The sequence below is a fragment of the Rhizobium favelukesii genome (assembly GCF_000577275.2).
Lineage (GTDB): Bacteria > Pseudomonadota > Alphaproteobacteria > Rhizobiales > Rhizobiaceae > Rhizobium > Rhizobium favelukesii.
Genome location: NZ_HG916855.1, coordinates 1,659,110 through 1,671,622, shown reverse-complemented (window position 1 = coordinate 1,671,622; position 12,513 = coordinate 1,659,110). Strand labels below are relative to the sequence as shown.

The window sequence follows — 12,513 nt, the reverse complement described above, 5'->3', positions numbered from 1 at the left end:
ATCGACTGGGCTCATCAATCCGAGCTAACCTCGCGCGGTCTTCGATCAATATCACCGACAGGAAGCAAAGCGGGGCGGCGGAGATAGAACCGTCTATCTCATAACCGCCCCTCACCTGATGGCTTTCAAAGTTCGCGAATACTTTGCTTACCTACGACGCTTTGGGTCACTGTTTTGATCCCGTTCCGTGGGGCCCCATGAAACGGTTGCAATCAGGCACAAGGACGCCCATTCCAACGCCGCGAAAAGGCCTCCCCAACAACCGCCCGGCACCACGCGGCAGCGCGAACATCGGCCAAGTGCCAACGGTCCAAATATCTCATCGCGAGTATCCCAATTTCGCTGCACACAGGCGCACCCAAGTGCAGGGTGCGCTTACGCGAGGTTCTGTTCGAAGAAAGACTGGAGCTTCGTCCACGGAATCAGGTTCGTGCGATCGTAAAGGTCGACGTGGCCGGCCCCTTCCACGACGTACAGTTGCTTGGGTTCCGAAGCAGCGGCATAAGCCTGTTCGCTGAAAATTCGAGAGTGGGCGTGGTCGCCGGTGATAAAGAGAACCGGCCTCGGGGAAATCCAGCTCAGCCGAGGGAACGACCAAAACAAGGTCATCGGGGCGTTGCTGGTTCGCGCCATCGTGGTTGTCGATCTTGGATGCTGCCCACGTGGAGTACGATAATAGTCGAAAAACTCGCGCTCGATCGGATTGGAGTTCTCCGTGAGAACTTCGGGTGTGCCGACAGCCATCAATCGGGGTGCGCCGTCGACCTCGGCCCAACGCTGATCTGAGATCTCCTTGAGCTGCTTCTTGACGGCATCGTTGTCGAGTTCGGCAGCTAGACCCTGCCGTTGACCCTGCCCGATATCGTACATACTGACAGTTGCGACTGCCTTGATCCGAGGGTCGATTTCCGCCGCGGCCAAACCGAATCCACCGCTCCCGCAGACGCCGAGCAGTCCGATGCGCTCTCTGTCCACGAAAGAGTTCGACCCGAGATAGTCAACGGCAGCGTTGAAATCTTCGACGAACGCTTCCGCGGAAGCCGTGAAATAAGGTTGGCCTCCGCTTTCACCATTGTAGGAAGCATCGTGGGCAACGGTCACGAATCTGCGCTCGGCCAACGTCTGCGCATAGAGACCTGACGTTTGCTCCTTGACGCCCCCGTAGGGATGACCGACCACGATCGCGGGATGACGCTTGGAACTTTCCAAGTTCTTGGGGACGTAAAGGTCCGCTACAAGCATGATCCCAAGTTTATTGTAGAAAGTCACCTTCCGGTGATCGACCTTATCGCTCTTGGTGAACGTCTTATCCCAGGTTTCCGAAGTGGCTGCTTCGGCAACAGCACTACCCATTGCGAGTACTCCAGCTGTAGCGGCGGTCAGTGCGCCGATTTTGAGCAAACTGCGTCTGTCGAGAGTCATGCGTCCGACCCCGTTTTCCATGCTTCATCCCTTTTCCTATTGGGTCAGCACAAAAGGTAATTGATGAAGCAGCTATCGATTAGATGGACAAATCCGCTAAGAGCTATCGCATGGCGCATTAATCGTGGAAGCATTGGCTATTGCAAAGCCATGTCGTTGCGGATCATTTTGCGGGCAAGACGCGGAGATCAGAGTGCAAGAAGACTACAACGAACTGTATTGGTTCACCGTCGTCGCCAGGGAACGAAGCTTTACCCGCGCGGCCGCGCTGTTGGGTGTGTCGCAGTCAACGATTAGCAATGCCGTCAAACGCCTTGAAGAGCGACTGGGCCTCCGCTTGTTGATCAGAACCACCCGAAGTGTCTCAACCACGGAGGTTGGCGAGAAGTTCTTGAGTGCAATTCGGCCTCGGCTCGACGACATCAACGCTGATATCGCCGATCTTATGCGTTATCGCGACCGTCCCTTTGGCACAGTCCGGATCAATCTCTCCGACTACGCCCTGGAAAGTGTGGTGTGGCCAAAGTTGCGCGATGTTCTCCGAGAATATCCCGACGTTAATGTCGAACTCTATTGTGACAACGGCATCAGCGACATCATTGAAGAGCGCTTCGACGCAGGCATTAGGTTGGGCGAGCGCCTAGACAAGGACATGATCGCCGTAAAAATCGGTGAGAATTGGCGTCTCGTGGTGGTCGGATCACCCCAGTATTTCGAACAGAACCCAATTCCATACACCCCTCAGGATCTCGCGACGCATCAACACGCGGCAGCACTCCGCAGGTGGGCTTTACGCGTGGGAATTCGAGAAGGACGGCAGGGATGTCCGTGTGCGGGTCAATGGCCAACTGACGATAAATCATCCGGCAAGTATGATCGATGCGGTCCTACTGGGATATGGCCTGGCATACCTTCCGGAAAGCTTCGTTTCTGATCGCATCAAAAACGGTGACCTAATTCAGGTGCTCGATGAGTGGTGCCCGCTGTTCGAGGGATATTACCTGTATTATCCCAACCGCAGACAGAACAATCCGGCGCTTTCGCTCGTCGTGGACGCCCTGCGGACCAAGTAGTCGTTGCCTGGAAGAATAGCAATGCCGGCGCGATATGATCACGCCGGCATTGGTTTTGTTAGAACTGTCGAACTTCAGAACTTGGGCAGCGTGACGGTGAAGAATAGGGATTCTTCGTTGGCCTTGATGTCCACCGGGCCATCCGACGGCAGAAGCTCGATAGCGGTTTTGTCGCCGTAGGTCTTGCCGTCAACGGTGATGTTGCCCTTGCTCATGAAGAGGACATCGATCTGGTCACGCGAACCGGTATTGAACGTCGCGCCAGCATCGACTTTGATAAAGCCGATCTTCGTGTTGCGCTCGGTGAAAATGCCAAGAAGTTTGGTGGATACACCCGGAGTGCCAGTTGCAACCCATTCGTATGCTTCGGGTTCCATCATGACGACGTCGTCGTAGCGCGCCGGTGCGAGTACGAGCTTCTTTCCGGTCGCCTCTTCGTAGCAAGCCGTTGCACCGTCTTTGTTGTGCTTCTGGCCGTTTTCATCGACCCAGGTGAAGATGCCGTCCTTGAACTCGCCCTTTGCCTTGAGGGCTTCGTTCGCAGCTTCGCGACGCGGTGTGCTGAGGAAGCCGGAGCCGCTCGCGCCACCGAACTGAATGACCATCATTTCGAGGCCTTCCGGACGGTCCTGCGGACCGTAATGGACGCTTTCCGGGAAGTAGGCGACGGAACCTTCGCCCATGATCTTATGCGGGGACGCCGGATACTTACCCTTGAGGACGTAACGGATCTGGTCGAAGTTGTGGCGGTGACGCGGAGTACCCCAGCCACCCGAGCCGGTCAGGCCGACGTTGAGCAGGTAGTTGTTGGGAGAGTCATCATCGCCCTGAAGCAAGAACTTCTGATCGAGCTTCCCGGTTCGCATTGAGCCAACTGCGCCGCCCTCTGCACCAGCTACGTCTGAAATACGCATCTTTCACTCCTCTTATCTTCGGTGAGAACTTTCCGGTGACGTCTAGTTAATAGGAAAGCGGGCCTCTCCGAAATCCTCCCTCGAACCGAGCTATAACATCTTGTTATTGCCCCGCGCCCCGACCCAGCCAGCGCTCTTGATCGCGACCGTGGTTGCCTGCACAAACTTCAACACAGCCAGACGGCACGAATGAATGAAGTCGGAACGCGAACAACTCGCGAGTTTGGAATCCCATATGCATACGCTCGAAACGCCTATTAAGAACCTGATGAAGGCGCGCATGAACTCCGGCGAAGTTGCCGTTGGAATGATCGTCCGCATCGTCCGCGGCGTCGAGATCGCAGCGATTGCCCGGAGCGCGGGCTTCGACTGCCTTTACATCGACCTCGAACACAACAGCTTCTCGTTGGAGACCGTCAGCCAGATCAGCATCACGGCTGCGGCGCTTGGTGTGACGCCGCTTGTTCGCGTCGCTGGGCACAACAAGGCTGACATCAGCCGTACCCTCGAAACTGGCGCACAGGGCATAATCGTTCCTCATGTGGAGACGCGCGCCCAGGCCGAAGACATCGTCGAAGCAGCCCTGTTCGCGCCCAAGGGAGATCGATCGCTCCTTGCGACGAACGCTCACACGCTCTTCCGCGGGGGGCCTGCCGCAGAAACCATGGCGAAGATGAACGAAGCGACATTAGTTGTCGGCATGATCGAGTCCGTTAACGCGGTGGAGAACGCCGCGGATATCGCGTCGGTCGACGGCATGGACATGCTCCTTGTCGGCACTAACGACCTCTGCAACTCCCTTGGCATTCCAGGTCAGCTCGATAGCCCCAAGGTCATCGAGGCCTACAAGCACGTCCTCGACGTCTGCAACGCCAAGGGCAAGCATCTCGGCGTGGGCGGTCTCAATACCCGGCCGGAGATTGCCAAGGAGATTATCCGGATGGGTGCTCGCTACGTCTCGACGGGAAGCGACACCGGGTTCCTGACAAACACAGCGATCGCAACGGCCGCGTCGTTCCGCTGAGCCAGACAAAACACAGCCGCCAACAAGCGGCCTGAGGAAACACATCTCGATCCATTGGACCGCAAAGCGAAAGTCCAAGTGGGCAGTCTATCGGAGGACTATCGTGAACATGGGTACAAACAACATCGATTCAGCTGTCCCGGCTGAGGCGCGGGATTTCAGCGTAAAAGACCGGGTCGTGCTCGTAACAGGGTCCGGCCAAGGCATCGGCCGTGAACTCGCGCGTCAATTCGCGGCCGCCGGCGCGATCGCAGTTGTCGCCGACTTGAGCCTCGCGAACTCCGAAAACGTTGCGAAGGAGATCAAGGATGCAGGCGGCAGGGCGCTCGCGCTGTCTGTCGACGTGTCCAAGAAGGAGTCTGTGGACACCATGGTCACGGCGATCGAGAAGGAATTCGGCCGCGTGGACGTGCTCGTCAACAATGCCTCCATCTTCTCGGCACTTGTAAAGCGCCCGTTCGATGAGATCCCGGCCAACGAATGGCAGAAGGTGATGGACGTCAACGTGAACGGCGTCTTCTTCTGTGCCGCTGCGGTCGCGGCCGGCATGAGAAACCGAGGTTTCGGCCGCATCATCAACATATCGTCCGCATCCGTTCACCGCGGAACGAAGAATTATCTCCACTACGTGACGTCCAAGTCGGCGCTGATTGGGATGACCAACTCACTGGCCCGCGAACTGGGTCCTCACGGCGTCACCGCGAACTGCATTCGTCCAGGCACTGTGGCGACGGAAGTTGCGGAACGGGCCGCCAGCCTCACCGCGGAAATTCGTCAACGCAACATCGACCTGCAGTGCATTCCGCGGACGATTGTGCCGTCCGATCTCGTCGGCATAACCATGTTCCTCGCCACCCCGGCCGCGTCGTTCATCACCGGGCAGACGATCGCCTGTGACGGTGGCTACACACACAGCTTCTGATCGGCCGATCAAGCGGAGTAATGCGATGAAACACTACGGAAAACTGTACATTGATGGCCGCTGGCAGGAGCCCACCAACACGGGCGAAAAACTGCTGACGAACCCATATACGGAGACGCCGTTCGCTTCGGTCACCACGGGAGGCACGGCGGCCGACGTGGACAAGGCTGCCTTGGCGGCGAGACGTGCTTTCAATACCTACTCGAAGACATCCCTCGAAGAGCGGATCGCCCTGATCGACCGCATTATTGCGGCCTACGAAGAGCGCGTCGATGAGATCGCCGACGTGATGGCGCAGGAAGTCGGTATCCCCGTCAGCGCACGCGCCCAGGCTACCGGGCCGATGGGCCATATGAAGGTCGCTCGCGATCTTCTCAAGACTTACCATTTTGAAAGCCGGCTCGGGGACACGATCATTCGCCGTGAGCCAATCGGGGTGTGTGCTCTGATCTCCCCTTGGAACTGGCCCGTCCAGACCCCGGTCATCAAGGCAATCTATGGCATTGCCGCGGGCTGCACAGTCCTTCTCAAGCCGTCCGACGCCTCCCCGATCAGCTCCGTCATCCTCACCGAGGTATTCGAAAAAGCCGGCGTTCCAGCTGGTGTCTTCAACCTGATCATCGGTCGAGGTAGCCAGGTCGGCGCGGCGATGTCCACTCACCCCGAAGTGGACATGATCTCGTTTACCGGCTCGACCTCTGCGGGGGCACGTGTCGGCGAGGCCGCGGCTCAGACGATCAAGCGCGTTTCGTTGGAGCTTGGTGGAAAATCGGCAAACATCGTTCTGCGGGACGCCGATCTGGAGAACGCCGCACGTTGGAATATCCAGCGCTGCTTCTTCAACGCTGGCCAGTCCTGCCATGCGCCTAGCCGCATGCTCGTGCATGAAAGCCAGATGGACCAAGTCGCAGCGTATCTTGTCGACGAGGTGTCGAAGTACAAGCTCGGCGATCCCCGAGACCCCGCTACGACGATGGGTCCGGTCGTCAACCAGTCCCAGTACGACAGCATTCAACGCTACATCCAGATCGGCGTCGACGAAGGTGCCCGCCTCGCCTGTGGCGGGACCGGCAAGCCTGAAGGCCGCAACCAAGGCTACTTCGTGAAGCCGACGGTGTTCACGCACGTTTCCCCCGAGATGACCATCGCCAAGGAAGAAATTTTCGGCCCCGTGCTTGCGGTCATCCCCTACCGCTCCGAAGACGAAGCTTTGGAGATCGCCAACGACAGCCCCTATGGCCTGGGCGGCTACGTTTTCGCCGGCGACCGAAAGAAGGGCTACGAGTTCTCCGCCGGTCTGCAAGCTGGTCGTATTTGCTTCAACGGGGCGGCCACGAATTCGGTGACCCCTATGGGCGGATACAAGCAGTCTGGTATTGGTCGCTCCATGGGCAGTGTCGGGCTTGAAGAATATCTCGAGACAAAATCTGTCTACGGCTTCGAGGAGGAGGCAAGCAGCTTGCCCGAATTCGCATGACAACCTCGTCAGGACAGCGCACGCACAAGATCGCGGCCATTCCAGCAGATGGCATTGGCCCGGAAGTCATCGGGGCCGGCCTGGAAGTACTCGAGGCTCTGCAGCGCCGTTCTGATGACTTTCGGCTTGAGGTGAAGCAATTCGACTGGGGTTCCGACTACTTCCGTAAGCACGGTCGTATGATGCCGGAGGACGGTCTAGATCAGCTCCGCGATCATGATGCGATCTACTTCGGAGCGGTCGGCGCGCCGGACATTCCGGATCATGTCACCCTATGGGGACTTAGACTGCCGATCTGTCAGGGATTTGACCAGTACGCGAATGTCCGCCCAACGAGGATCCTCCCGGGGATACCGACTCCTCTGCGCGATAGAGGGGTCGGTGACCTCGACTGGGTGATCGTGCGCGAAAACTCCGAGGGTGAATATTCTGGCCACGGCGGCCGCGCTCACCGGGGACTGCCCGAGGAGGTCGCCACCGAAGTGGCAATCTTCACGCGCGTTGGGGTCACCCGGATCATGCGGTTCGCGTTTCAAATCGCCCAGTCCCGTTTGCGTAAGCAGCTTACCGTCGTCACGAAATCAAACGCACAGCGCCATGGGATGGTGATGTGGGACGAGATCGCGGCCGAGGTTTCGAGAGAGTTTCCGGACGTCAGATGGGACAAGGCTCTCGTCGACGCCATGACTGTCCGGATGACGCTTCACCCGGAAACCCTGGATACCGTCGTAGCAACCAACCTGCACGCAGACATTCTGTCAGATCTGGCGGGCGCGCTCGCCGGAAGCCTTGGCGTAGCCCCGACGGCGAATATCGACCCCGAACGACGCTTTCCTTCGATGTTCGAACCCATCCACGGATCGGCATTCGACATTACGGGCAAAGGCATCGCCAATCCCGTCGCGGCCTTTTGGACAGCATGTCAAATGCTCGACCACCTCGGTGAAACGGATGCCTCAATCCGCTTGATGAAGGCGATCGAAACCGTGTGTTCGGCAGGAATTTCCACGCCCGACGTCGGCGGTACCGCGACAACGCGGGAAGTTACCGACGCGGTGATCAACGCAATCTTTGGATCCAACACCTGATCGTTGGAACGTATGGAGCAGTAAAATGAAAGTTGGCGTTTTTGGACTGGGATCGATGGGGTACGGAATGGCTTCCTCCCTCGTTCGCGCTGGTCATGAGGTCTTCGGCGCGGACGTGAACCATGAGGCGGTGAAGCGACTTCACGCCAATGGCGGCTCGACGACCGAGCTTGGGGCTGCAGCTCGCGAACTCGATGCTGTCGTGGTCGTGGTCCTGAACTCCGCGCAAACCGAGGAAGTGCTCTTCGGTAAGGACGGGATCGTTTCGAAGCTATCCCCAGGTGCAGTGGTCACCATGTGCGTAACGGTCGCTCCCGAGTATGCGCGCAAGGCCGCAGAACGCTGTTCTGCCTTGGGCATCCATTTCCTGGACGCTCCGATCTCCGGTGGATCGGTAAAGGCCGCCAACGGCAAGCTTTCAATAATGGCTTCCGGCACACCCGAGGCGTTCTCTCGCGCCCGGCCGGCCCTGGACGCCATGGCTGAGAAGGTTTTTGAACTTGGCGACGCCGCCGGCGCTGGCTCGGCAATCAAGGCCGTTAACCAGATGCTTGCCGGGACACATATCGCGGCAATGGCTGAGGCCATTACCTTCGGCATTACCCAGGGCATCGATCCCGAGACCTTCCTCAAGGTTATCCCTCAGTGCGCCGGGACGAGCTGGATGCTCGAAAATCGCGCACCGCACGTGGCTGCAGGTGACTACACGCCTCATTCAGCCATCGACATCTGGCCCAAGGACCTCGGAATTGTGCTCGACGTGGCTCGCGCCTCGAAATTCTCCGCACCTCTTACGGCAGCAGCCCTACAGCAGTTCGTCGCGGCCTCCGGAATGGGCCTCGGCCGCGAAGACGACGCTGCGGTAGCAAAGATTTACGCACGAAACGCAGGGATCGAACTGCCTGGCGTTAAGTCCGGATCGTGATCCAAATCCGGTAGGAATAGACAAATGGCAACGTTCTTTGGCGCAATCGCCGACGACTTCACCGGTGCAACTGATTTGGCTGGGCTGCTCGCTAGATCGGGCGTCCCCGTCTCCCTGCGTATGGGAGTTCCGACGGAGCCGCCGCAGAATACAGCACCGTTGGAAATTATCGCTCTAAAGTGCCGAACAAGCCCGGTGCAAGAAGCCGTTCAGGAAACCCAAGCGGCTCTCGAATGGCTGAAAGCCGCGGGTGCTCAGCGGTTCTTCTGGAAGTATTGCTCCACCTTCGATTCCACGGCCAAGGGCAATATCGGTCCTGTAGCAGAGAACCTGATGGCGACACTCGGCGTCAATCAGACCATCTATTGCCCGGCCTTCCCAGAGAACGGCCGCGCGATCTTCATGGGCAATCTCTTTGTCGGTGAACAACCGCTGTCAGAGAGCCCGATGAAGGATCATCCGCTCACGCCGATGCGAGACTCCAATCTCACGCGTCTGCTCGCTCCCCAGGTCACAAAGCCGGTCGGACTTGCCAACCGGCTGACTGTTGCAAAAGGCGCTGCAGCGCTTGGAGAACGGTTGGCCGAGCTAGCCGCGAACGGCGTCGCCCATGTCGTGGTCGATGCTGTCGCCAACGACGACCTCGACGTCATTGCGGAAGCCTGCCAGGACATGACACTCCTGACTGGCGGCAGCGCCGTGGCGATGCCCCTACCCGAGCTATGGGCAAACCAAGGACTTCTCAAGAAATCGACGCCTTCAGATGTCCCCTCGTACGATCCCGGCCCAGCCATCGTTCTGTCCGGCAGTTGCTCGTCGATGACGAATAAGCAGGTAGCCGATTTTCTGGAAAAGGGCGGACCAAGCTTCAGACTTGATCCCTTGGAGATCGCCGAGACAGGAAACGATAAGGTACTCAACTGGCTGGCTTCACAAGACTCATCGGCCACTCCCCTAATCTACGCAACGGCCGCGCCCGACGCCGTGCGCGCGGCGCAGGATCGTCTCGACGTTGAGCGGGCCGGGTCCCTGATTGAAGACACGTTGGCTGCCTGTGCGCAGGAAGCCCGAGACAGCGGTTACCGCCGCTTTGTCGTCGCGGGCGGGGAAACTTCGGGAGCTGTGACGAAGGCACTGGGCGTCACCCGCCTCAACATCGGAGCCGAGATCGCCCCGGGCGTCCCATGGTGTTTTGCGTCCTCGCACAACGCAAGGATCGCAATCACGCTCAAGTCGGGCAATTTTGGCAACGAGCAATTCTTCTCGAAGGCCTTTGAGGTTCTCGAGCCATGAGCGATGAAGCACGCTTGCGTGAACAGATCTGCGACCTCGCGAAGTCCCTGTTCGACCGCGGCCTGACGCACGGGTCGACAGGCAACGTTTCCGCCCGGACCTCCGACGGCGGCCTGCTGGTGTCCCCGACAGGGACGAGCTTCGGCCGCCTTGACCCTTCGCGGTTGAGCCGGTTCGACAGCGAGGGCCGGCATGTCAGCGGTGACAAGCCGACCAAAGAGATGCCTCTCCATAGCGCGTTCTATGACACCAGGAGTCAGGCCGGTGCTGTCGTTCACCTGCACTCGTGCCACGCGGTTGCCTGGTCAATGATGCCGGACGTCAACGAGGACGACTTTCTTCCTCCGTTAACTCCGTACGCAATCATGCAGCTCGGCCGCGTGAAGCTCCTGCCCTTCTTCCGGCCAGGCGATCCGGCGATGGGTGAAGCAGTCCGCGGGCTGGCCGGCAAGCGAACTGCGGTGATGCTGGCTAACCATGGGCCCGTAGTGGCGGGAAAAGACGTGGAGGCCTCGTGTAACGCCATCGAAGAGCTGGAGGCAACAGCCCGCCTCGCCATGCTGACATGCGGATGCCGTCCGCGCCAACTCAAGGCGGAAGAGATTCTAGACGTCGTAACGACCTTCAACGTGGAGTGGGAAGCGTGAAATTCTCAGCTAACTTAGGCTTCCTTTGGAACGACCGTCCCCTGCCCGCAGCCATCAAGGCTGCGAAGGAGGCAGGCTTCGATGCAGTAGAGTGCCACTGGCCTTACGCCGTCCCCGCTTCGGAAACAAAAGCGGCGTTGGACGAAACGGGCCTCAAGATGCTCGGTTTGAATACCGTCCGTGGTAACGTCACGATTGGCGAGAACGGTTTGTCCGCGCTTCCCGGAAGAGAAGAGGAAGCGCGCGCGGCGATCGACCAAGCTATTCAGTACGCGACCGAGATTTCGGCTGGAGCAATCCACGTAATGGCAGGCAACTCGAGCGGCCCGCGAGCACGCAAGGCCTTCATCGAGAACCTTGTGAATGCATGCGACAATGCCGGATCGGACATTACGATCTTGATCGAGCCCCTCAATCACTACAACGCGCCAGGGTATTTCCTAAGCACCGTGGAACAGGCCGCTGATATCATCCGCGAGGTGGCAAAACCGAACCTCAAACTGATGTTCGACTTCTACCACGTCCAGATCATGGGTGGCGACGTCACGCGTCGCTTCGAAGCTGCATTGCCTCATATCGGCCACGTACAGATCGCCTCGGTTCCGGACCGCGGGAGCCCTGACCACGGTGAGCTGGACTACTCGTTCACGCTTCGACGCGTGCGCGAACTCGGCTGGGCACAGCCGATCGGTGCCGAGTATTTGCCCGCGAACGGTGCGGTTCCCGACCTGGCCTGGCTTGCATCATTCAAAGACTGAAAACGGAATTCCAGGAGAGGAGAAATCCATGAGTAACAAACCGGTCATCGGCTTCATCGGCGTCGGCATGATGGGCCACGGGATGGCGAAGAACATTCGGAGCAAGGGCTACGAGCTTTGGTTCCTGGACCAGCGCCCGATGCCCACCCTCCTTGAGATCGGTGCGAAAAGCGCTGCGAGCCCCAAGGACATGGCAGAGAAGTGCGACATTATTCACATCTGCCTCCAGAATTCGGGACAGGTCGAGAAGGTCGTCAAAGGCAGCGACGGCATCATTGCGGGCGCGCGTCCCGGTCTGATCGTGATCGACACTTCTACGTCGGACCCCTCGTCCACCCTCCTGCTTGCACAGGAAATGGAAGTAGCGGGGGCGACGCTGATCGACGCCTCACTAGGGCGAACGCCTAAGGAGGCCGAGGAAGGCACTCTTGATGCCATGGTCGCTGGCGACGACGAGGTCTTCGAGCGTGTGAAGCCTGTGATCGAATGCTGGGCCGGCCGCGTCATCCGGGTGGGTGCTGTTGGAAACGGACACAAAATGAAATTGCTGATGAACTTCATCGGCATGAGCTACGGCGCACTGTACGCCGAAGCCGTTGTACTTGGTGCAAAGATCGGCATTACGCCCCAGGCAATACGCGACGTCATTACAGGAAGCAGAATGGACAGTGGGTTCTTCGGCACGTTCATGAAGTACGTGGTGGAGCGCGACCGTGACGCCCACAAGTTCATGATCTCCTACGCAGCCAAGGACCTGCGCTACGTCAACAACATGGCGGCCGATTCCAAGGTGACAAGCATTATGGCTTCGGCAGCGGTCCAGTACTACACACACGCCGAGGCGATCGGGCACGGTAATGACTTCGTGCCGATGCTGAGCGATCTGGTCGGCAAGCTCAATGGTGTCGATATGGAAGACGAGGTTCGCAAGGGAACCCGCTGAGGCGGGTTCGGTGCGAGAACGACCGGC

At 58.8% G+C, this 12,513-nt stretch carries 11 protein-coding genes and 1 pseudogene; 10 read left to right on the top strand and 2 right to left on the bottom strand.

All coding sequences use genetic code 11. The features are described 5' to 3' along the window. Positions 1-375: 375 nt before the first annotated feature. On the bottom strand, positions 376-1,443 hold the full coding sequence (locus LPU83_RS71480; RefSeq protein WP_040681005.1) for an alpha/beta hydrolase: 1,068 nt from the start codon (positions 1,441-1,443) through the stop codon (positions 376-378). 172 nt (positions 1,444-1,615) lie between these two features. Between LPU83_RS71480 and LPU83_RS71475 the strand changes: the two are divergent. Further along, positions 1,616-2,495, top strand: a pseudogene (locus tag LPU83_RS71475) (LysR family transcriptional regulator). Between the two features lie 74 nt (positions 2,496-2,569). Here LPU83_RS71475 and LPU83_RS71470 read toward each other — a convergent pair. After that, complete coding sequence (locus tag LPU83_RS71470) at positions 2,570-3,409, bottom strand: cupin domain-containing protein (RefSeq protein ID WP_024318281.1); 840 nt, start codon at positions 3,407-3,409, stop codon at positions 2,570-2,572. A gap of 235 nt (positions 3,410-3,644) precedes the next feature. Between LPU83_RS71470 and LPU83_RS71465 the strand changes: the two genes are divergently transcribed. The 9 genes from LPU83_RS71465 (at position 3,645) to LPU83_RS71425 (ending at position 12,486) form a co-directional block, all read left to right on the top strand. Then, on the top strand, positions 3,645-4,433 hold the full coding sequence (locus tag LPU83_RS71465; RefSeq protein WP_024318282.1) for an HpcH/HpaI aldolase family protein: 789 nt from the start codon (positions 3,645-3,647) through the stop codon (positions 4,431-4,433). A 109-nt stretch (positions 4,434-4,542) separates the two neighbouring features. Further along, the gene (locus LPU83_RS71460) at positions 4,543-5,355 is read left to right on the top strand and encodes an SDR family NAD(P)-dependent oxidoreductase (RefSeq protein ID WP_051166756.1); all 813 of its coding nucleotides are present in this window, start codon (positions 4,543-4,545) and stop codon (positions 5,353-5,355) included. A gap of 25 nt (positions 5,356-5,380) precedes the next feature. Then, a complete protein-coding gene (locus tag LPU83_RS71455) occupies positions 5,381-6,832 on the top strand; it encodes an aldehyde dehydrogenase family protein (RefSeq protein WP_024318284.1) in 1,452 nt (483 codons plus the stop codon). After that, on the top strand, positions 6,829-7,920 hold the full coding sequence (locus LPU83_RS71450; RefSeq protein ID WP_024318285.1) for a tartrate dehydrogenase: 1,092 nt from the start codon (positions 6,829-6,831) through the stop codon (positions 7,918-7,920). The genes LPU83_RS71455 and LPU83_RS71450 overlap by 4 nt, the downstream gene beginning before the upstream one ends. Positions 7,921-7,945: 25 nt before the next feature. Next, entirely contained in the window at positions 7,946-8,845 is a 900-nt protein-coding gene (gene ltnD, locus LPU83_RS71445; protein WP_024318286.1) for an L-threonate dehydrogenase, read from the top strand. Positions 8,846-8,869: 24 nt separating this feature from the next. Beyond that, the gene (gene otnK, locus LPU83_RS71440) at positions 8,870-10,138 is read left to right on the top strand and encodes a 3-oxo-tetronate kinase (protein ID WP_024318287.1); all 1,269 of its coding nucleotides are present in this window, start codon (positions 8,870-8,872) and stop codon (positions 10,136-10,138) included. Further along, complete coding sequence (otnC, locus tag LPU83_RS71435; protein ID WP_024318288.1) at positions 10,135-10,785, top strand: 3-oxo-tetronate 4-phosphate decarboxylase; 651 nt, start codon at positions 10,135-10,137, stop codon at positions 10,783-10,785. The genes otnK and otnC overlap by 4 nt, the downstream gene beginning before the upstream one ends. Continuing rightward, positions 10,773-11,543: a hydroxypyruvate isomerase family protein gene (locus tag LPU83_RS71430; RefSeq protein WP_029710429.1), complete on the top strand. Its 771-nt coding sequence runs from the start codon at positions 10,773-10,775 to the stop codon at positions 11,541-11,543. Before otnC ends, LPU83_RS71430 begins: the two co-directional genes overlap by 13 nt. Positions 11,544-11,571: 28 nt before the next feature. Further along, positions 11,572-12,486, top strand: a complete 915-nt coding sequence (locus tag LPU83_RS71425) for an NAD(P)-dependent oxidoreductase (RefSeq protein WP_024318290.1) — start codon at positions 11,572-11,574, stop codon at positions 12,484-12,486. The last annotated feature ends 27 nt before the right edge of the window (positions 12,487-12,513 follow it).